General features: G+C 72.4%; 22 protein-coding genes. 10 read left to right on the forward strand and 12 right to left on the reverse strand.

Annotation, left to right across the window (positions count from 1 at the left end; genetic code table 11):
- Positions 1-41: 41 nt before the first annotated feature.
- The 7 genes from H4W80_RS57545 to H4W80_RS57575 form a co-directional block, all read right to left on the reverse strand.
- On the reverse strand, positions 42-941 hold the full coding sequence (locus H4W80_RS57545) for a DUF4097 family beta strand repeat-containing protein (protein WP_192792756.1): 900 nt from the start codon (positions 939-941) through the stop codon (positions 42-44).
- 33 nt (positions 942-974) lie between these two features.
- Positions 975-1,496 carry a hypothetical protein gene (locus tag H4W80_RS57550; RefSeq protein ID WP_192792757.1) on the reverse strand — a complete coding sequence of 174 codons (522 nt, stop codon included), beginning with the start codon at positions 1,494-1,496 and terminating at the stop codon, positions 975-977.
- Positions 1,497-1,653: 157 nt separating this feature from the next.
- Positions 1,654-1,884: an AMP-binding enzyme gene (locus H4W80_RS63250; RefSeq protein WP_192794376.1), complete on the reverse strand. Its 231-nt coding sequence runs from the start codon at positions 1,882-1,884 to the stop codon at positions 1,654-1,656.
- Positions 1,885-1,970: 86 nt separating this feature from the next.
- Positions 1,971-2,426 (reverse strand): MaoC family dehydratase, encoded by a 456-nt coding sequence (locus tag H4W80_RS57560; RefSeq protein ID WP_192792758.1) that lies wholly within the window; start codon positions 2,424-2,426, stop codon positions 1,971-1,973.
- On the reverse strand, positions 2,423-3,295 hold the full coding sequence (locus tag H4W80_RS57565; RefSeq protein ID WP_192792759.1) for an amidohydrolase family protein: 873 nt from the start codon (positions 3,293-3,295) through the stop codon (positions 2,423-2,425). Before H4W80_RS57565 ends, H4W80_RS57560 begins: the two co-directional genes overlap by 4 nt.
- A 2-nt stretch (positions 3,296-3,297) precedes the next feature.
- Positions 3,298-4,203: an SDR family oxidoreductase gene (locus H4W80_RS57570; protein ID WP_192792760.1), complete on the reverse strand. Its 906-nt coding sequence runs from the start codon at positions 4,201-4,203 to the stop codon at positions 3,298-3,300.
- 12 nt (positions 4,204-4,215) lie between these two features.
- Positions 4,216-5,106 (reverse strand): hypothetical protein, encoded by an 891-nt coding sequence (locus tag H4W80_RS57575; protein ID WP_192792761.1) that lies wholly within the window; start codon positions 5,104-5,106, stop codon positions 4,216-4,218.
- 198 nt (positions 5,107-5,304) lie between these two features.
- Here H4W80_RS57575 and H4W80_RS57580 point away from each other — a divergent pair, with 198 nt between their 5' ends.
- The 3 genes from H4W80_RS57580 to H4W80_RS57590 all read left to right on the forward strand — a co-directional run bounded on the left by H4W80_RS57580 (position 5,305) and on the right by H4W80_RS57590 (position 8,044).
- Positions 5,305-5,763 (forward strand): MarR family winged helix-turn-helix transcriptional regulator, encoded by a 459-nt coding sequence (locus H4W80_RS57580; RefSeq protein ID WP_225964265.1) that lies wholly within the window; start codon positions 5,305-5,307, stop codon positions 5,761-5,763.
- A gap of 122 nt (positions 5,764-5,885) precedes the next feature.
- Entirely contained in the window at positions 5,886-7,493 is a 1,608-nt protein-coding gene (locus H4W80_RS57585; RefSeq protein WP_318787554.1) for an alpha/beta hydrolase, read from the forward strand.
- On the forward strand, positions 7,490-8,044 hold the full coding sequence (locus H4W80_RS57590) for a hypothetical protein (RefSeq protein ID WP_192792762.1): 555 nt from the start codon (positions 7,490-7,492) through the stop codon (positions 8,042-8,044). Before H4W80_RS57585 ends, H4W80_RS57590 begins: the two co-directional genes overlap by 4 nt.
- Before the next feature lie 202 nt (positions 8,045-8,246).
- Here the strand turns inward: H4W80_RS57590 and H4W80_RS57595 are convergent, their stop codons facing one another.
- Complete coding sequence (locus H4W80_RS57595) at positions 8,247-9,224, reverse strand: helix-turn-helix domain-containing protein (RefSeq protein ID WP_192792763.1); 978 nt, start codon at positions 9,222-9,224, stop codon at positions 8,247-8,249.
- A 98-nt stretch (positions 9,225-9,322) separates the two neighbouring features.
- Between H4W80_RS57595 and H4W80_RS57600 the strand changes: the two genes are divergently transcribed.
- On the forward strand, positions 9,323-10,381 hold the full coding sequence (locus H4W80_RS57600; protein ID WP_192792764.1) for a saccharopine dehydrogenase family protein: 1,059 nt from the start codon (positions 9,323-9,325) through the stop codon (positions 10,379-10,381).
- 631 nt (positions 10,382-11,012) lie between these two features.
- Here H4W80_RS57600 and H4W80_RS57605 read toward each other — a convergent pair.
- A complete protein-coding gene (locus H4W80_RS57605) occupies positions 11,013-12,404 on the reverse strand; it encodes a glutamine synthetase family protein (RefSeq protein ID WP_225964266.1) in 1,392 nt (463 codons plus the stop codon).
- Between the two features lie 183 nt (positions 12,405-12,587).
- Positions 12,588-12,821, reverse strand: a complete 234-nt coding sequence (locus tag H4W80_RS57610) for a GMC family oxidoreductase (protein ID WP_318787555.1) — start codon at positions 12,819-12,821, stop codon at positions 12,588-12,590.
- A gap of 741 nt (positions 12,822-13,562) precedes the next feature.
- On the opposite strand from H4W80_RS57610, the gene H4W80_RS57615 reads away from it, so the two are divergent.
- From H4W80_RS57615 to H4W80_RS57630, 4 genes are all read left to right on the forward strand, one after another.
- Positions 13,563-13,931, forward strand: coding sequence for a hypothetical protein (locus tag H4W80_RS57615; protein WP_192792765.1), 369 nt, complete (start codon positions 13,563-13,565; stop codon positions 13,929-13,931).
- Positions 13,932-13,958: 27 nt separating this feature from the next.
- Positions 13,959-14,189 (forward strand): hypothetical protein, encoded by a 231-nt coding sequence (locus H4W80_RS57620; RefSeq protein ID WP_192792766.1) that lies wholly within the window; start codon positions 13,959-13,961, stop codon positions 14,187-14,189.
- Between the two features lie 312 nt (positions 14,190-14,501).
- The gene (locus H4W80_RS57625) at positions 14,502-15,170 is read left to right on the forward strand and encodes a copper resistance CopC family protein (protein ID WP_192792767.1); all 669 of its coding nucleotides are present in this window, start codon (positions 14,502-14,504) and stop codon (positions 15,168-15,170) included.
- A 76-nt stretch (positions 15,171-15,246) separates the two neighbouring features.
- Positions 15,247-16,473 carry an MFS transporter gene (locus H4W80_RS57630; RefSeq protein WP_225964267.1) on the forward strand — a complete coding sequence of 409 codons (1,227 nt, stop codon included), beginning with the start codon at positions 15,247-15,249 and terminating at the stop codon, positions 16,471-16,473.
- Here the strand turns inward: H4W80_RS57630 and H4W80_RS57635 are convergent.
- Both H4W80_RS57635 and H4W80_RS57640 read right to left on the reverse strand, forming a co-directional pair.
- A complete protein-coding gene (locus H4W80_RS57635) occupies positions 16,464-17,849 on the reverse strand; it encodes a PepSY-associated TM helix domain-containing protein (RefSeq protein ID WP_192792768.1) in 1,386 nt (461 codons plus the stop codon). The genes H4W80_RS57630 and H4W80_RS57635 overlap by 10 nt on opposite strands.
- A gap of 121 nt (positions 17,850-17,970) precedes the next feature.
- Positions 17,971-18,510: a hypothetical protein gene (locus H4W80_RS57640; RefSeq protein WP_192792769.1), complete on the reverse strand. Its 540-nt coding sequence runs from the start codon at positions 18,508-18,510 to the stop codon at positions 17,971-17,973.
- A gap of 176 nt (positions 18,511-18,686) precedes the next feature.
- Between H4W80_RS57640 and H4W80_RS57645 the strand changes: the two genes are divergently transcribed.
- The gene (locus tag H4W80_RS57645) at positions 18,687-18,890 is read left to right on the forward strand and encodes a heavy-metal-associated domain-containing protein (RefSeq protein WP_185073602.1); all 204 of its coding nucleotides are present in this window, start codon (positions 18,687-18,689) and stop codon (positions 18,888-18,890) included.
- A 52-nt stretch (positions 18,891-18,942) separates the two neighbouring features.
- The gene (locus tag H4W80_RS57650) at positions 18,943-19,617 is read left to right on the forward strand and encodes a hypothetical protein (RefSeq protein ID WP_192792770.1); all 675 of its coding nucleotides are present in this window, start codon (positions 18,943-18,945) and stop codon (positions 19,615-19,617) included.
- The last annotated feature ends 266 nt before the right edge of the window (positions 19,618-19,883 follow it).

The following is a 19,883-nucleotide window of genomic DNA, read 5'->3' on the forward strand; positions in this document are numbered from 1 at the left end:
GGCTCGGCTGATCCCGATGTCACACACGGCTGATCGCGACGTCAGGCACGGCTGATCGTGATGTCGCCGTCGTGGCTGCGGGCGCGGATCTCCACCGTCTCGTCGAACCCCTCCGGGCCCTCGCGGACGTCGAGGGAGTTGAGCAGCCTGCCGTTGGCCGTGCTCACGTCGAGGAACGCCGCCGTGCCCTGTCGGATGCCGACCTCGAGATCGCCGGTGGTGCTCGTCAGGACGACCGAGCCGCGCGCGACCTCGCCGATCCGCACGCTGCCATGCACGTTCTTCGCCTCGACGCCGCCGTGGGCGCGCTCGACCTGCATGTCGCCGGTGGTGCCGATCAGCCGCAGGTCGCCCGTCACCTCGCCGATGTAGCACTCGCCGTCGTCGTTCCTGATCGAGGCGGAGCCGTCCACCTCCTGGATCCTGATCTCGCCGGACGCGCTGGAGATCTCGGCCCGGCCGGTGGCGCGCTCGACGCCGATCTCGCCGCTGTCGCTGGTCAGCTGGATCGAGCCGGCCTCGTCGAGCCGGATGTCGCCGTGGTCGGTCTGCAGCCGGCAGTCTCCCAACCGGCCCGTGCAGTGGAACTCGCCCGACACCGTCGAGCCCTGCACGTGCGAGCCCGACGGCAGCTCGATCGTCACGCGGACCGACTCCCCCCAGTCGCCGAACAGGCCGGCCAACGCCGACAGGCCCCACCCCTGGCGCCGCGCGCCCGCTCCGGCGCCCGCGTACCGGGACTGGACGGACTCCTGCTGTGCGCCCTTGACGACCAGCTTGCCGGCCGCGTAGCCGATCTGGACTGCGGCCGCCCCTCCCTCACCGTCGTCAGGCCGGGCGTCGACCACCGTGGTGGTGCGGTCGCTCGCGATGATCCTCACCTCGGCGCCGGGCAGGTCGATGCTGACCGAGATCGGCTCGGGTGTGTCGAATGTCGGCATGAAACCCTCCTCGTGGTTGCGTACGTCCGGGCCTCAGCCGGCCCAGCCGGTGTAGCTGCGCCCGCTCGCCGAGCCGCGCCCCGCCGACCGGCGGCCGCCGGGATCCAACGTGGCCGCGACGGCGCGGACCAGCCAAGTGTTGACCGACAGGCCCTCCCGGCGCGCGGCCTCCTCGACCTGGACCTTCAGGTGCTCAGGGAGCCGGAGGCTGAAGCGGGCCGTGCCGCCCTCCTGGATCTCCACGGGCTGGACGTCCGCGCCGGACGGCCCGCCGCCGTCATCGGGGGCGTCCGGGTCGAACGGGTGCTGCGCCGGAGACCGGGTCAGGACGAAGTCGGGATCGCCGCGGCGCAGGCGGACCTCCACCGAACCGGGCGCCAGCTCGCGCGTGATCTCGTCGGCGGCCGCCGACAGGACCTCCAGCAGGATCAGCCGGACGGAGGACTCGAGAGGTGAGACAAGTCGCTCGGCGAGGGCGCGCGCGTCCTCGCCGCCTGCTTGCGCGGCGACCGCGAGGTCCCTGTGAAGCCTGTCGACGTACGGCTTGAGATCCATGGCGCCATTATGGCGTCAAAATGACGCCAGCGCCAGCATCGCCGCGGCGTGTCCTGACAGGAGCGCTCCCGAGAGCGTTGCGCAGTTTGTTCGAGCCGGTGCGGGACAGGTCGTCCACGGTGTCGAGGTAGGCGGGGAGCTCGTACCTGGCCGGCCGCTAGGCCCGGAACGCCCGCAACTCGCCGATGGTCAGACCGCACCCCGGAACGGTGATCACGAATGCCCGGCCGACCTCTCCCCACGTGGCGTCCGGTACGCCGATCACCGCGATCTCGGCGACCGCGGGGTGCTCGTAGACCGCCGTCTTGACCTCGGGGCCACCCCGGTCTCCCTCGCGCAACTGCCCGGCCGCCCGGGTGGTGCGGTCGAACACCTCCGCGTACGTCATCACGCGGGTCGCGGAAGACGAACGCGGTGCGGCCCGCCTGCCCGGCCACCCGCCGAGCCCTGCGTTCGACAGCGTCCCGTCACCCCTCAGGCGTAGTGGCGGTAAACGGCACGGGCCACGCAGGCGGGCTTGCCGACGCCGTCGATCTCGACGGTGAAGTCGCAGAGCATCTGTACGCCGTCGCCGGGCACGTCCTCGACCTCGGCGACCTTCGCGGCCAGTCGGACCTTGGCGCCCACGCGCACCGGGCTCGGGAAGCGGACCTTCTCCAGCCCGTAGTTGATGCTCATCTGCACGCCCCGGATGTCGAGCACCTCGTTGAACAGCGGGATGACCAGCGCCAGGGTGAGGTAGCCGTGGGCGATGGTGCCGCCGAAGGGGCCCTCGGCGGCCCGCCGGGTGTCGACATGGATCCATTGGTGGTCGTTCGTGGCGTTCGCGAAGGTGTCGACCCGCTCCTGGGTGACCTCCAGCCAGGAGCTGTGGCCCAGGTCGCGGCCGGCCAGGGCCTTGATCTCCGCGAGTCCGTCAACCGTGATCATGAGGTCTCCTTGTCGAGGCCGAGCAGTCGGGCGGCGTTGTCCTTGAGGATCTTGGGGCGGACCTCAGGCTTGATGTCGAGCTTGGCGAAGTCGGCCAGCCAGCGGTCCGGGGTGATGACGGGATAGTCGGAGCCGAAGAGCACCTTGTCCTTGAGCAGGCTGTTGGCGTACCGGACGAGCTGGGGCGGGAAGTACTTCGGCGACCATCCGGACAGGTCGATGTGGACGTACGGCTTGTGCGTGGCGACGGCGAGCGCCTCGTCCTGCCAGGGGAACGACGGGTGGGCCAGGATGACGCGCAGCTCGGGGAAGTCCACGGCCACGTCGTCGACCAGCATCGGGTTGGAGTACTTGAGCCGGATGCCGCCCCCGCCGGGCACGCCCGCGCCGATGCCGGTCTGCCCGGTGTGGAAGAGGGCGGGCACGCCGAGCTCCTCGATGACCTCGTACAGGGGGTAGGCCATCGGGTCGTTCGGCGCGAACCCCTGGATGCTGGGGTGGAACTTGAAGCCGCGCACCCCGTGCCGCTCCACCAGGCGGCGGGCCTCCCGCGCCCCCGCCCTGCCCTTGTGCGGGTCGACGCTGGCGAAGGGGATCAGCACGTCGGCGTGTTCGGCGCAGCTCTCGGCGATCTCCTCGTTGGCGATGCGCGGGTGGCCGGTGGCGTGCTCGGCGTCCACGGTGAACACCACCGCGGCCATCTTCCGCTCCCGGTAGTAGGCCGCCATCTGGGGGATGGTGGGGCGCTCGTGCGAGCCGAAGTACTCCTCGGACGCGCCGAACAGCACCGGGCTCAGCGAGCCGTGGCCGTCCTTGGAGACCTCGGCATGGGTGTGGACGTCGATCGCGACCAGCTCGTCGAGGTTCACCGTCAGGCTCCCTTGGGGGCGGGGATGCCGTAGGTCTCGGGTTCGGCGCCGACGCCCGTGTGCCACTGCCCGGCGATCGCCTCGGCGCTCCAGCCGCCGTCGGCGTACGCCACCGCCTTCTCCTTCGGGTGCGCCCACAGGGCCAGCCGGTCCCCGCCGACGCCGATCGCCTGCCCGGTGACGCCCTTGGAGTCGTCCGAGGCCAGGTACGTGATCAGCCCCGTGACGTCCTCGACCGTGCCCAGCCCCTCGTCCCTGCGCAACCATGCGGGCAGCGGCTGCCCGGTGCGCTCGGACTCCTCGATGACCGGTGCGAACGCCGGGATGGTCTTGGTCATCTCGGTGGCCGCCACCGGGATCACCGCGTTGACCGTGATGCCGGCCTTGGCCAGCTCCATCGCCCAGGTCCTGGCCATCGCGACGATGCCGGCCTTGGCCGCGGCGTAGTTGGTCTGGCCGAAGTTGCCGCGCTGGCCGGCCGGCGAGCCGACGAGGATCAGCCGCCCGCCGGTGCCCTGCTCACGCATCCGCACCGCCGCCGCGCGGGCGCAGGTGAACGTGCCCCGCAAGTGCACGTTGACGACGTCGTCGAAGTCCTCGTCGGACATCTTCCACAGCACCCGGTCGCGCAGGATGCCCGCGTTCGTGATCAGCACGTCGAGGCGCCCGAACTCCCGTACGCTCGCCCCGATCAAATGATCGGCCGCCGCCGTTGCGCCGACCGCGGCGACCACACCGACGGCCCGGCCGCCCGCCGCGGTAATCTTCGCCACCGCGGCGTCCACCGCCTCCTGGGCGACGTCGTTCACCACCACCGCGGCGCCCGCCGCGGCCAGGGCCTCGGCGTAGGCCAGGCCGAGACCGCGCCCGCTGCCGGTGACGATCGCCACTTTGCCGGTCAGATCCATGTGGGACACCTCTCAGAACGTGATCACGGGGTCGATCGCCTTGCCCTGCGCGGCGCGATCGACGTCGTCGAACGGGTGGCTGACCAGTTTCCGCATCGGCAGCCGACCGGCGCGGACCAACCTGACCAGGTCGGGAACCGCGATCGGCGTCTCGGCCGCCCGTGCGGTTGGTTGGCGCGGATGAGCGGGACCGGGCCGGCATCTCGGCGGCGCCGGTGGCCGGTTGACGAGGACGAGCAGGACCGGAGCGGGAGTCGCGGTCGGCGTTTCGGCCGCACCGGCGGCGCGGTCGAGCGGGACCGGGCCGGCGTCTCGGCGGCGTGGACGAGCGGGACACGGGCGGGGTGCCGCGGCCCGCGTTTCGGCTGCACCGGGCGTCGGAAGAGCTGGCCGCCGCTGAGGATCGGGCCGGTCAGGCGCCTGTCCCTGCGGCATGGCGGCCGCGCGGCCAACGCGCGGGCGCGTTCGGGCCGCGCGGCCAACGCGCGGGCGCGTTCGGGCCGGGCGCGCTTCGACGTCGAGGGCCCACGCGGTGCCGACCGGCGGCGCGCAGACCAGGGCGAGCGCGCGGCGGGCGGCCGTCACGGTCTCGTCCGCGGCGGGCACGGTGGGAGCCACCTGACCGGCGGACGGGTCGATCACGTCGGTACGGCCGCCCTCGGTCGCGTCGACGCTGGTCTGACCTGCACCTCTGGCAGCGTTGACGCTGGTCTGACCTGCACCTCTGGCAGCGTCGACGCTGGTCTCACCTGCGCCCCTGGCAGCGTTGACGCTGGTCTCACCCGTGTCCTTGGCCGCGTCGACACAGGTCTCACCGGCCGCGGCCACGGCGGCGGCCACTTGGCCATGGCAGCGCTGGGTCGCCTCCCGCCACTGGCCTTCCTCGAACTCGGGTTCCCTCATGGTCGCGCTTCTCTCTCACGGATTCCGTCCGTGGCAGGGCCCCGGAGTGGCCCCGGCCACACGGCGGAAATACCGGGTACGCCGAGGACAAGCTGCCTTCAATTGACAGGAAACCTGTCGATGGGCAGTCTTGTTGCCAACAGGTTTCCTGTCAATGGCCTAGCCTGGATCTCCCCGAAGACGACCCAGGAGCACGTGATGACCGCAACGGCGGAACAGCAGGCGGGAGCGGCCCCGGACAAGGCGCCGCCGTCGCTGCTCTACATGGTCAAACAGGTGGAGCTCGTCGTCCGCGCACGCCTCGACGAGCTGGTGCGGCCGGCCGGCATCACGGTGACGCAGTACACCGCGCTCACCGTGCTGGAGCGGCACGACGGGCTGTCGGCCGCGCAGCTGGCCCGCGACTCGTTCGTCACCGCCCAGTCCGTGGCCGACCTGGTGCGCGCCCTGGAGGAGCGCGGGCTCATCCGGCGCGAGCGCAACCCGGCCAACCGCCGAGAGCTGCACATCCTCCTCACCGGCGCGGGCCGCGAACTCCTGGCCGGCCTCGCCGGGCCCGTACGCGAGCTCGAGGAGCTCATGATCGCCGACCTGTCCGCGCGCCAGATCGGCCAGCTCCGCCACGCCCTCTCCAAGGCATGGCGGGCTCTTTTGTGAAGCCCTTCGACGACGGTCACCCGACGGCGATGGCGATGGCGATGGCGTCAACCGTAGGTCGGACCTGAAAGCCAGACCCCAGGTGGACGCGGTGCGAGGCACACCTCCTCAACAATGGCCGGGTGACGTTGGGCATGTCGTTCCCGGAGATCGTCGTGGTGCTGGGCGCCGCGCTGCTGGTGGTCGCTCGCCGGCTCCCGTCCCGTGCCCGCCGGCCGGCCACGATGGGCGCGGCGGCGGTTGTGCTGCTGTCCGCGACGGCGCTGGTCCTGGCCGGGGTGCGCTGGCAGTTCGTGCCGGTTCTCGCGGGAGCCGCCATGCTGCTGTCGTTCACCCTCCCCACGCTGCTGCGCCGGTCCGCAAGCCGGCCCGCGTGGCGGTCCGCAAGCCGGCCCGCGTGGCGGTCCGTGTGGTGGCTCGGGTGGCGGCCCACGCGTCGGCCCGTGTGGTGGCTCGGGTGGCGGTCCGCGAGTCGGCCCGCGTGGTGGCTCGGGCACCGGCCCGGGCACCGGCCCGCGCACCGGCCCGCGTGGCGGGCTCCGTGGTGGCTGGCGTTGCCCGGGTGGGCGGCGTGCGCGGGCCTCGTCGCCGCGGGTCCGGTGGCGGCGTGGGCGTTTCCGGTGCCCGATTTCCCCGAGCCGTCGGGCCGGTTCCCGGTCGGCACCCTTGTGATGGAGTGGACCGATCCGGCGCGTCCGGAGCCCGCGACCTCCGCCCCCGATGACCGGCGCACGGTGGTCGTCCAGTTCTGGTACCCGGCGCGGGGGAGCGCCACAGGCACCACGCGGTCTCAGTATCTCGGACGTACGGTGCGGGAGGCGCGCGTCGTCTCCCACGCCGCGGCCGACTACCTCGGAGTGCCTGGCTTCCTGTTCGACGGAGCCTCGACCGCCCGCACCCGCTCGGTGCCGGGTGCCGCCGTGGCCGGGGCGGGAGGACGGTTCCCCGTGGTGCTGTTCTCTCCGGGACTCGGGGGAGTGCGCACCCAGAACACCGCCTGGGCGGAGGAGCTGGCCAGTCTCGGCTACGTCGTGGTGGCCCTCGACCACCCGTACGACTCCGCCGCCGTCGTCCTCACCGGCGGCCGGACGATCCGCACCAGGGTCGCCGCGACCGGGGACGAGCGGGAGGACGAGCGGCGGGCGGCCGGCTGGACGGCGGTGCGCGCCGACGACCTCGGTTTCGTCCTCACCCAGCTGGGCCGCCTCGACCGAGGTGAGATCGCAGGCCCGCTGAGCGGTCGCCTCGACACCGCTCGGGCCGCGGTGACCGGCCACTCGATCGGTGGGGCCGCCGCGTTGGTGGCGGCCCGTCAGGATCCCCGGTTCGCGGCGGTCATCGACCTGGACGGCGCTCCCCACGACCCCGAGCCGCGGCCCTTCCGCCAACCGGTGCTCGCGCTCACCCACCCGGTAGACCCGGCGGACAACCCGACCTACATCCCCCGCCTCACGCAGGTGCTCGACCTCAGCACCGCCACGAGTTACCGGCTCACCGTTCCGGGGACGTCGCATCTGACGTTCACGGACGCGCCGCTCTACCTTCCGCCCGTGCCCGCGCTGGCCGGGTCGCTGGGCCGTACCGAAGGGCTGCGCATCACGGCCGCCACCAGCGCCGCGTTCCTCGACGCGACGTTACGCGGCAAGCCAGGCGATCTCGCCGCGCGGCTGTCACCGTACGGCGACCTCACCGTCCACCACGCGGACAGCGAGGTACGATCCGACGGGTGAACGGGCAGCGCTGGACCGACTACCTCTACGAGCGACACCCGCCGGCCCGGCTGCACGCGTGGGCGCGCGAGCTGGCCTACTTCCGCTTCTGCCGCGCGTACGGCGGGCACGCCAACGACGGCGACCAACTGCTGGCCGGGCTGCGCGTCGAGACGCAGAACGACCTCGTGCGGACGCTGTCCACGCTCGGCGTGCCCGTGACATGGCTCGACCCCGACACCCCTCGGCCGGTCCCCGGCGTCGCCTACGCCGCGGCCGAGTTCGCCCGCTTCCCGGCCGCCATGCCGCGCTTCCCCGGGATCGGGCAACCGGGGCACGTGGAGATCGCCGGGCAACGCGCCCACGTCTGGTCGCACGGGGATCGGCTGGACCTCAGCGTGGCCGACACCGTCGATCCCTACAACGTCAGCGATGCCGCGGTCGCTTCAGCCAAGGCGATCGAGGCGCTGCTGGCTCCGATCGCGGGCCAGGTCGTGGACCCGCCGCAGGATGACAGGAACTGCGTATGTCCTCGCTATTACCCGGATCTCTGGTCCGATCGGCGAGGGTGACGCGACGGCGAGGCGCGCCCGCGCTGCCGGGCCGATCGGTTGGCGATCCTGCTCGTGCTGCCGGATCGGTCAGCTGGCGATCTGGGTCGCGCCGGTGGGTGGGTCGGTTGGCGGTGTGGGTCGCGCCGGGCGGTCAGCTGGCGGTTCGGAGGCGCGCCGTTGGGCCGGTCGATTGGTGGTGGGGGTCGTGTCGTCGGGGTGGTCAGCTGGCGATGCGGGTCGTGCCTGCCCGTTCGTGGAATGTTCGGCGGTAGGCGGTGGGGGATACCCCGACGATCCGGGCGAAGTGTGCTCGCAGGCTGGCCGGGCCGCCGAACCCGCAGCTGTCGGCGATCCATCCGATCGGCCGGTCACTGGTCTCCAGGAATTGCTGGGCACGGCGTACCCGTTGCTGCAGCAGCCAGCGCAGCGGCGACATCCCGAGCGCCTCGGCGAACCGGCGTTCGACGGTGCGCACGCTGACATTGGCCTGGGCGGCCAGGTCGGCGATGGACAGCGGCAGATGCAGATGCTCGGTGGCCCAGTCCAGCAGGGCCGCCAGCCAGTCGTCTCGGACCACGGGCGAGGCAGGGCGGTGGTACTGGGCCTGCCCGCCGTCCCGGTGCGGCGGGGTGACCAGGCGGCGGGCCAGTTCGGCGGCCACTGCGGCGCCGTGGTCGACCCGTACGACGTGCAGGCAGGCGTCGATCCCGGCCACCGTCCCCGCGGAGGTGATCACGTTGGCGTCCTCCACGTAGAGCACGGACGGGTCGACCCGGACGGCGGGATAGCGGCGGCTCAGCTCCTCCGCGTGCAGCCAGTGGGTGGTCGCCCGGCGCCCGTCGAGCACTCCGGCGGCGGCCAGGACGAAGGCGCCGGAACAGATGGACAGGATCCGGATCCCCCGCCGGTACGCCTCCCGGACGACGTCCACCAACTCCGCCGGCGGGTCGTCGTGCACATTGGTGCAGGCCGGGATGACGAGGGTGTCCGTCGAGTCCAGATTCCACCCGCCGCTCACCGGGGCGAGGGTGAATCCGGGGCTCAGCCGCACCGGCGCGTCCCCGACCGGGACCGCCGAGAACTGGTACCACGGATCGGCCAGGTGCGGCCGGTCGACGCCGAAGACCTGACACGGGACGGCTGCTTCGAAGATCGGCATGTCGTCGGTGACGGCCATGACGACGCGATGGGCGCGCATGTCGCGAATCTAGCGCACGTTGACGTATGCGACGGTGGCCCCCGGCGACACCGTTCAGCAAGATCGGAAGGAGCCCTTGAACAGCTGAAGGAGATCTGATGACGGAGTTCGCCGGCCGGTCCGGACGCGGAAGCGTGAAGCCGGTGGTGGCGGTGTTCGGCGCCTACGGGCACACCGCCCGGTTCGTGACGGCGGAGCTGCTGGAGCGTGGTTGGACGCCGGTGCTGTCCGGGCGGGACGCGGTGAAGCTGGAAGCTGCCGCCGCCCACCCCGGCGTGGAGTGGAGGATCGCCTCGGTCGACGACCCGGCCTCGCTCGACCGCGCGATCGCCGGCACGGCAGCGGTGATCAACTGTGCCGGGCCGTTCGGCGACACCGCGCCGCCGTTGATCGAGGCCGCGCTGCGCGCCGGGATCCACTACCTGGACGTCACCGGAGAGACCCTGGTCGCGATGAGCACTTTCGACACCTACCGGGATGACCCGCGGGTGAAGGAGGCGGGCATCGTGGTGGCGCCGGTGATGGCGTTCTACGGCGCGCTGGGGGACCTGCTCGCGACCGTCGCGATGGGTGACTGGCCGGCGGCCGACGAGATCTCGATCGCGGTGGCCCTGGACAGCTGGCACCCGACCCGGGGCACCGTGCTGGCCGGGCAGCGCCGGGCCGGGCGGCGCGTGGTCTTCTCCGACCACCACCTGCAGGTCGTCGCGGGCGACGAGCCGCAGCCGAAGGGGACCTGGACCTTCGCCGAACCGTTCGGGACCCAGGACGTCGTGGGGCAGTTCTCCAACGCCGACGTGATCACCGTCTCCCGCCACCTGGACACCCCGCGGATCGACGCCTTCCTGAACGTCGCCCCGCTGAAGGACCTCGGCGACCCGGAGACCAAGGGACCGCAGGCGGCCGACGCCGACGGGCGATCGGCCCAGGTCTTCCTGGTCGAGGTCGTCGTCCGCCGGGGGGAGGAGCGGCGGCGGGTGGCGGCGCGTGGACGTGACATCTACGCCATCACCGCGCCGATCGTGGTGGAGGCCGCCGAACGCATCCTGACCGGCCGCGGCCGGGCGACCGGGGTCGTCACCGCCGGGGAGATCTTCGACGCCGAGGACTTCCTGCGGTCCCTCCCGCTGGACGAACTGTCGCTGGGCGGTGAATGAAATGCCACGCCCCTCTTGAGATCGACGTGCGCGGATGCCGACGGATTCTCCCCAGTGTCGTGAGTCGTAAGAACGCCTGAGATTGCCGCCGCCTATGACCAGCAGGTTGCTGCGGTCCTGGCCCTGCGGCATGCGGGCGAACGGCATGCGGGCGAACGGCATGCGGGCGAACGGCATGCGGGCGAACGGCATGCGGGCCAACGGCATGCGGGCCAACGGCATGCGCCGGACCAGCAACCGGTCGCCGGGCTCGTGTGTCGGTTTCGGGCTGGGATCGTTCACGGCCGCGAGCGGAAGGTGCGGGCTCGAGTGTCGGTTTCGGGCTGGGGGCCGTTCAGGGCTGCGGACGGTGGGTCCGGGGTCGTGTGTCGGTTTGGCTGGATTGTTCACGGCCGCGAGCGGGGGGATCCGGAGTGGTGTGCCGGCTTCGTGCTCGGACCGCTCACAGTCACGAGCGCGAGATCCGGGCCGTTGGTACGAGTCTGCTCGTCTCCCACCGGCTCGGCTTCGTACGCGATGCGGATCCTATCGTGGTCCTCTCCGGCGGCGTGATCATCGGATGCCGACGGCACACGGACCCGACGGGACCTGCCGCCGCCTGTTCACTCCAGGTATCCGGCCACGCGGCGGCTCAGTACAGCCAGCGATAGGAGCGGACCACGTCCGCCGCGTCGCGGTCGGCTGCCCGGGCGGCGTCCGAGACGCGTACCGCGCGGAAGGCGTCGGCCAGTTCCTCGCCCAGCGCGGACCGGATGCGCTCGTTGGTCAGCAGCGCGCCGAGCTGCTCCTCGACGGTGGTGGGCAGCCGGCGGATGCCGCGTTCGGCCCGCCGTTCGTCGGTCCAGGTGCCGGGGTCCTCCTGCACCGGGTCTGGGGGTGTGAGACCGTCCTCGATGCCGGCGAGGCCCGCGGCGATCACGGTGGCGAGCGCGAGGTACGGGTTGGCCGAGGCGTCCGACGGCTTGAGCTCGATGTTGGCGTGCCCGGCGCCGAGCAGGGGAGTGGCCGGTACGAGCCGCAGCGCCGCCTCCCGGTTCTCCACGCCCCAGAACGTGTACGCGCCGGACCAGTAACCGGGCCGCAGCCGCTGCAGCGAGGACAGGCTGGGCGCGGTGACGGCCACGACGGCGGGCAGGTCGCGCAGCAGGCCGGCCAGGTAGGCGCCGCCGTCGGCGGTCATGCCCGCGGGTCCGTCGCCGCCGGACAGCAGGTTCGTCCCGGCGCGGTACAGCGAGGTGTGCAGATGCCAGCCGTTGCCCACCTGCCCGAGGGTGACCAAGGGGGCGAAGCTCGCCCGCAGGCCATGGGCGCGGGCGGCCGCGTGTACGGTCTGCCGGGCCAGCAGTTGCCGGTCGGCGGCGGTCACCGGGTCGGCGGGCGCGATGTTGAACTCGAACTGCCCCGGGCCGTACTCCCCGTGGAACTGGCCGACGGGCACGCCGTTGCGGTCGAGGTCCCGCAGCAGCTGCTCGGCGAAGGCGTCGACGGCCAGCATCTTGGCCGGCCCGTAGGAAGGCCCCTCGTAGACGGGGCGTACGTCGTCGCCGTCGCCCCCCTCCGCCCGGCTGAGGTGGAACTCCATCTCGTAGCCGGCCAGGAAGTCCAGCCCGAGAGCCGCAGCCCGGGAGACCTGGCGCTCCAGCACGCCGCGCTGGTCGTACGGCCACGCCGAACCATCTGCCCCGACCTGCCGTCCCGGCACCCACGCGAACCCGGGCTGACCGGCGAGCCGGACCAGCCGGTCGGCGACCGGTATCAGCCGGATGTCGCCCGAGGGGGTGCCCAGCGGGGGATGCCCGAAGGTGATGCCGTCGTGGGAGTCGAACACCGCGAACAGCGGCGTGACACCCACCCCCCGCTCGACGGCCGCGCCGAACTGACCGACGGGCACCGTGCGCGACCTGGGGATGCCGTTGTTGTCGGCCCAGACGATCGTGACGCCGACGACACCAGCTTCGGTCAGGTCCAGATCGTCCGTGCCGGCCTGTGGCTCGCCGGCGGTCATCTGGTCGAGCATCGGCATCCCCTCACGATCGGCCCCACTCCACGACCACACCCGAGTGTGTCCCGTTTCGGGGGATAACGCCTGGTCAGAGCGTCGGACGCCGTGCCGTTCGACGCGCGGGTCACTTTATAGACAGCGGACCCACGGTCGGCGACGCCACGCCCAAGACCCGCGCGGCGTCCACCCCGATCCGGGCGGCCCTCAGGCGAGCGTGCGGACGAGGTGCTCGGCGAGCGCGACGACCGGGAGGTTCGTGGTGGCGCGCGGGATCACCGGCATGATCGAGGCATCGATGACCCACAGGTTGTCGCTGCCGTGCACGCGTCCGGTGCCGTCCACCCCGACGCCCGCCGCCGGGTCGGAGCCGAGCGCGCAGGTGCCCACCGGGTGCCAGTAGTGGGCGGCGGCCGCGCATCGCGGCTCGCGGGCCGGCACTGAACTCGTCCAGCGCCGGCCCGCTGAACTCGTCCAGCGTTGCCTGAGCAGCGACGCTCCGAGCAGTGACGCTCCGAGCAGTGACGCTCCGAGCAGTGACGCTCCGAGCAGTGACGCTCCGAGCAGTGACGCTCCGAGCAGTGACGCTCCGAGCAGTGACGCTCCGAGCAGGGGGCGCCGTCGCCGGGAAAGCGGTCATGCTCCGGCGCAGGCCGATGCTGTGGCGCAGTGCCGGCAGGTCGCTGTCGTTCGCCAGGTGGGCGTGCTCGGTGACGGGTTTGGCGCTGGGGCCGGGGGAGGAGAGCCGGAGGGTGGCGCTGGGAGCGCGGGGTGAGGCAGGCGGCGGGGAGCACGCAGGTCCAGTCGTTGTCGGTGCGGGTGGTCTGCGGGAGGAGGGGCAGGTCGTACAGGGCATGGCCGCCGGTCGAGCGGGTCTTGCCGATGACCTGCTCGACCGGCACCGGCCGCAGCCTTCCGTACGCGGTGAGCTGGCGCGCCAGCTCGTCGCTCGCCGCGAAGCGCAGATCGAGGGTGGGATGGTCGGGCAGGTTGCGGCCGACGCCGGGGAGATCGAGGCAGGGGCGCACGCCGAACGCTGCGCAGCTCGTCGGCCGGGCCGATCCCTGCGTCAGCAGCACCCCCGGGCTGCCGTAGGCGCCCCCGCAGAGCATGAGCCGGTTGGTCTGGACAAAATCGATGGTATTTGTTCGGAGATGCGCTGAATGTCCTGACGGTGGGGGTGTGCTCTGGCAGCATGGCGGCGTGCATGTCGGCCATCCCGCGATCCGCGCGCTGCGCGCGGCGGTGTTCGCGGCTGGCTGCGTGCTGGCCTCCGCCGCCCTGCACGTGCTGGTGGGCGGAGGCGGGATGCGGCCGGGCGGGCTCGCGGCGGCGACGGCGGCGATCTGGGCCGGTGCCTACCTCTTGGCCGGTCGCCGGCGTGAATGGCCGGAGCTGCTGGCCCTGTGCGCGGTGTGCCAGTACGGCCTGCACCAGCTCTTCTCGGGCGCTTCTCCGGTGAGCCCCGTCTTCTCCTCCGGCCACGAGCACGGCCCTGGGCTCGCCATGCCGATGATCCACCTGGCCGCGGCGATGTGCTCGAGCTGGTGACTGGCGCGTGGCGAGCTGGCCCTGGCGATGCTGCTGCACCTGAACGCCGTGTGCGCGGCAGGCGTGCGTACCCTGCTCGCGGCCGCGATCACCGTCCTGGCGCCGCTCGCGGTCATCGGGCGTTCCCGGTCCGCGCCGGTGCGGCGGGAGCCGGTCACTCGCGTCCCCGCCCTGCTCGCCGTCGTCGTGCCGCGTCGCGGACCGCCCGCCTTCCCGGCGGCGCGCGGCTGCCCCGTCTTTCCGGCAGCTCGCGGCTGACCGGCCTTCCCGGTGGCGCACGGCTGACCCGTCTTCCCGGCGGCCTGTGGCTGACCGGCCTTGCCGGCGGCGCACGGCTGACCCGTCTTCCTGGCGGCCTGTGGCTGACCGGCCTTGCCGGCGGCGCACGGCTGACCCGTCTTCCCGGCAGCCTGTGGCTGACCGGCCTTCCCGGCGGCCTGTGGCTGACCTGCGGGCCCGCGAACGCCTGATCCGGCCCCTCCCCGACAAACGCCTGATCCGGTGCCTCTCCGACAGGCGCCATGACCTTCTCCGGCGTGCAGCCGGGACCCGTGACTTCGGAGTTCACCCATGACCTTCCTTCGGCGTGCCCTCGTTCCGGCCGTCGGCGCCGTACTCGTGCTGCTCCTGACCTCCCCCGCCGCCCTGGCCCACGACCGTCTCAAGGCCAGCAACCCGACCGACCGGGCCGAGCTGAAGAGCCTGGAGACGATCGAGCTCGAATTCACCTCGCACATGCAGCTGCCCACCATCGTGCTCGACGGTCCCGGCGGTAAGCCGGTCCCGCTCAACAAGCCACGCGTTCAGGGCAACAAGGTCTTCGCCCGGCCCACCGACGCGTTGCCGGAGGGCCGCTACCGGATCGCCTGGCGCGTGGTCTCCTCCGACGGCCACCCGATCCAGGGCGAGCTCGCCTTCACCATCACCGCCCCGGCCCCCTCGCCCAGCCCCTCGGAGGAGACGCCCACCGAGACGCATACTGAGACGCCCACCCCGGCGAGCTCTCCCGAGCCGCAGCCCGCCTCCGCCCAGCCCGCCTCCGCCCAGCCCGCCTCCGCCCAGCCCGCCTCATCCCAGCTCGCCTCCTCCTCCTCCTCCTCCTCGCCGGCGGCGGCCACCCGGGCCGGCGGCACGTCGGGGCTGCCCGGATGGCTGTGGGCGGCGCTGGCGGTGGTCCTCGCAGGCGGCGCCGCCGTCCTGTTCGCCGCGCGTCGCAAGCCCCACCCCGACCGCGGCTGATCGCCGTGGATCGGCGTGCCCGCACCGTTGGCGGCACGCCGATCCGTCGGCGATGATGATCGCTGAAGGAGGCATTTTGCGCCGTGATATGACCCGGGACCTCGCCGGCGAAAGGGACTTCCGGCGCCTGTGGGCGGGGACGACGGTGAGCCAGCTGGGCTCGGCGGTGAGCATGGTCGCACTGCCCGTGGTCGCCATCACCGTGCTGGACGCCTCGGCTTTCCAGGTCGCCCTGTTGTCGGTGATTCAGGCGGTCACAATTGTCTTCGTCGCATTTCCCGCCGGGCGGTATATCGAATTCCGGGCCAAACGCCCGGTCATGATCTGGTCAGATATCGGCAGATGTATTTTGCTGTTCAGCATTCCGCTCGCGGCGTTCTCCGGGCTGCTGACATTCGCGCACCTCTGCGTCGCCGCTCTGGGCAACGCCGCCGGCCAGATCGCCTCGTCCGGGGCGGCGCAGGCGCATCTCAAGGCTCTCGTCCCCGCCGAGAGGCTCATGAGCGCCAACAGCCGCCTGGAATCGACCCGCTGGCTGAGCGTGCTGGTCGGCCCGTCCCTGGCGGGTCCGCTCATCGGCGTCCTGTCGGCGGCCGGCGCGCTGATCGTCGACGCCGTGTCGTTCGTCCTGAGCGCCTGGTCGATCCGGTCGCTGCGCACGCCCGAGCCGCCGCCGCCCGCGCGCGAGCCGAGCCCCTCCCGGCGCGCGGAGCTGTTCGCCGGGTGGAGCTTCGTACGCGGGCATCCGGTGCTGCGGCGCATGTTCGCGAGCTGGCTCGTCTTCGCCGGCGCGAGTGCGATGGCGACGCCGCTGAGCTCGCTGTTCTACCTGCGCGACCTGGGGTTCACCCCCTGGCAGTACGGCCTGCTCATGGGGCTCCCTTCGCTCGGCGGCCTCCTCGGCGCGCGGCTCGCGCCGAGGGTGAGCAGGCGGGTCGGCCTGGTCCGCGGCCTGTGGTGGGTGAGCCTGTGGCGCGGCCCCTGGTACGCGCTCATCCCGCTGGCCTCACCCGGCACCGCCGGCCTGCTCCTTTGCGGGTTCGGCTTCGCGGGCGTGCTGTTCTTCTCCGGCCTGGCGAACTCCACCATGACGACCTACCGCCAGCTCGGCACCCCGGACCACCTGCTGGCCAGGGTGTCGACGCTCTGGATCTTCGCCACCAACGTCACCCAGCCGCTCTTCATCGCCTTCGGCGGCCTGGTCGCGAGCGCGCTCGGCACGCGGGCGGGCCTGTTCCTGGTCGCGGTCTTGATGTGCGGGTCCGGCCTGTTCCTGCCCTGGCGCTCGAAGGATCACGACTGAGAGCCCAGCCGGGCGCGCAGCCCGAGCAGGACGTCGATCACCAGGAACGCCGCCAGCGAGATGCCCATCAGCGGCAGGAAGACCCCGACGGCCACGGCCAGCAGAGCGAGCGGCGCCAGCAGGGCCCAGGACACGTTCCGCCAGCCGCCCCGGGCGTACGGCTTGCCGAAGCCGCGGGTGGGCCGGCGCCGCCACCACATGCGGTAGCCGAGCACGATCAGCGCGATCAGCCCGATGGCCAGGAGCGCCAGGAGGACCTGGTTGACCAGGCCGAACAGCAGCCCCATGTGTCCGTCGATGCCCCACCGGGCGAGCTTGGCGGCCGGCGAGTAGTCGGCGAAGCGCAGCTCGGCGGTCACCTGGCCGGAGGTGGCGTCGACGGCGACCTGGTCCAGGCGGGTGGGCGCGGTCTTGTCGATCTCCTTCACCAGGTAGGGCGCGCCGGCCTTGGCGGGCCAGGTGATCTCCAGCGGGCCGGACAGCCCCTTGGCGGCGGCCGCCTGGGCGACGCGGTCCACCCCGACGTCGGCCCCACCGGCATGGTGTCCCGCGGTCGCGGTGTGCGCGGCGTGGTCGCCGCCCGAGACGTCGATCGACGGCGTCGTCCAGTCGAGCGCCGCGCGCAGCTCGTCGACGTTGGCTCCGGCGTACTTGGACCAGGTCAGGCCGGTGGCGGACAGGAACAGCAGGCCGAGCACCGCCCACAGGCCGATCGAGCCGTGCCACGACAGCGTGCGGCGCAGCCCGCTCGCGGCGCGGTCGGGGACGATGAGGTGGCGTCGGTTGCGGCGGCGCCGGGCCACCCAGAGGGCCAGGCCGCCGAGCGCGACCACCCACAGCCAGCTGGCGGCCAGCTCGCTGTAGATCCGTCCGGGCTCGCCCAGGTGGAGCTGGCGGTGGAGGGTGGAGATCCAGGCGCGTACGGGCAGCGCTCCGGAGCTGCCGTAACTTTCCAGCGTGCCGCGCACCTGGCCGGTGGAGGGGTCCACGAAGACCGCCAGCTGGGTGCTCTCGGCCAGCCCCGGCTCGTTGATCAGCACGCGGGTGGTCTCTCCCGGCTCGGCGCCGGGCCGGACCGCCGCGACGGTGCCCTGGGGGTGGACCGCGCGGGCCGCCGCGACCTGCGCGCTGAGGGGCAGGCTGGTCTGGCTGGCGGGCGCGGTGAGCTCGTGCTGGTAGACGACCTGCTCGATCTGGTACGAGGCGGCGTACATCAGTCCGGTGCACGCGGCCACGAGCAGGAAGGGGGCGATGAGGACGCCCGCGTAGAAGTGCAGCCGCAGCACCAGCGGGCGCAGCGCGGCCCAGGCGGTCCGCTCACGGGACGGCGGCGGGGCGTGATCGACGGTGTTGCTGACGTCGGCGGTCGAGGTCATCAGGCGTTTCTCCACTCACAGCGCGACGCGACACGGGCGCGCGCGCTCTCGGCAAAGGTTCGAGGTCCGCCAGGCCGTACACAGGGCGTGGCGGAACACGGGCCGCAGGCCCGAAAAGGGATCAGCTGAGGGAGAGACGCGCCGGCGGGCCCCGCCGGAAGTTCGCCGCCGCGAACAGGCGCTGGAGGAAGACGTCGTGGTAGCCCCACGCCGCGGGCCGGCCACCGTACGGGCCCGGCTCGACCGGCCCGCCCGTCAGGACCGACAGGACGCCCCACCAGCGGCCGACGGAGGCGACGGCGAGATGGAGCAGCGCGGCCAGCGCGGACTCGCCCCGCGCCAGCCACCAGGCCGAGATGACCGCCGTCATGGCGTGCACCAGGAACATGCCCACGCCCGAAGCGTGCTCATGAGGCGGCGGCACGTCGGCGCGGCCCGCGCCGAACAGGAGATGCATGCCGTACTGGGCGGCGAAGCAGGCCGCGAGCAGCACCTCCATGCCGCGCTGGCGGCCGGCGAGCAGGAACGCGCCCGTCCAGGTCAGGGCGAGCGCGCCGAGCAACGTGCCCGCGCGCACCGGATCGCCGCCGGCCAGTCCGTGCAGGGCAGCCGAAACCAGCACGCAGACCGCCGCGAACACCGCGGCGCGTATTGCGCGCAAGAAGGGCCGGCCGACATGCACCCGGTCATAGTGCCATGTGAGCGTGCATTCGTATATGCGGAATTTGGATCATAAAAATATTGCGTGTCGTTTGAACCCGGCGGCCGGAACCCGCGTATCTCCCCTAAAGGCGAGCCATGAGCGCGTCTGGTGGTTTACGGGAAAGGTTCGCGCCAATGACCCTGTCCGTTGCGGTTACGGGAATGAGCTGTGGCTGCAGTGCCTCGACCATCCGGGCGCAGGTCCTGCCACTGCGGGGCGTCGAGCGGGTGGAGGTGGACGTGCTGGGGGGCCGCGTCACCGTGAGCGGAGGCCCGCTGCTGGAGGAGTCGCAGGTGCGCGCGGCGATCGTCGAGGCGGGATACAAGGTGGCCTCCTGACCGTCCGCGGCGAGAGGCGGCTGATCTGAAGACGGCGGCTGATCCGAAGACGATGGCTGATCTGAAGACGGCGGCTGATCTGAGGACGGCGGCTGATCTGAGGACGGCGGCGCAGGTGTGCGAAGATCTGTCCGCGATGGGTCCGTTGTCGGTGGTGCGGTGGGTGCGCGCGGCGAGCTTCGCCGCCACGTGCGCCGCCCTGGCCATGCTCGGGCACCTGGCGGGCGGGGGCTACTTCGACGCGGTGTCGACACTGGGCGGCTTTCTGCTCCTGCTGCCGGTCGCGCTGGCCCTGACCGGGCGTGAGCGCAGCCTGGGCGCCATCCTGCCCGCGACGGCCCTGTCGCAGGTCGTCCTGCACGTCCTGCTGAGTCAGGGCGCCGCCCACCACGCGATGGCCTCCCTCGGGGCCGTCCCGGGCGTGGCGCAGCTCCATCACGGAGGCTCCACGAGCTTCGGGATGCTGGTCATGCACGCGCTGGGCGTGCTGGTGACCTCCGCCTGGTTGCGGTGGGTCGAGTCGGGCCTGTGCGCCCTGGTCCGGCAGGTGGCCGGACGGGTGCTGCGCCCGCTGCTGGTCCTGGTTTTCACGGTGGCCGGGTGTACGGCCACCGGACCGAAGCCGATCGCGTACGCGGGTGAGGACGAGACCCCGCCGATTCGCGCCTTCCTCCGGTATGCCCTCGCGGGGCGGGCACCTCCTGGAGCGCACGCAGGGATCGCCTGACCCGGCGCCGGCCGTCTGAGCCGGCCGTCTGTGCCGGTCGTCTGTGCCGGTCGTCTGTGCCGGTCGTCTGTGTCGGCCATCTGTGTCGGCCATCTGTGTCGGCCGTGCCGGCCGTCTGTGCCGGTTCCGGGCGCCGTTCCCCGTTCCCTTTTTTCCCGACACCGGGCGTGCCGTGGCGCCGCCCGGTTGCCGCGATGCGCCGGTCACCGTCGTGACCGGCGCCGGTCTCGCGTGCCTTCAGACTCGACCTCGAAGAGAGCATCATC

This window comes from Nonomuraea angiospora (assembly GCF_014873145.1).
GTDB lineage: Bacteria > Actinomycetota > Actinomycetes > Streptosporangiales > Streptosporangiaceae > Nonomuraea > Nonomuraea angiospora.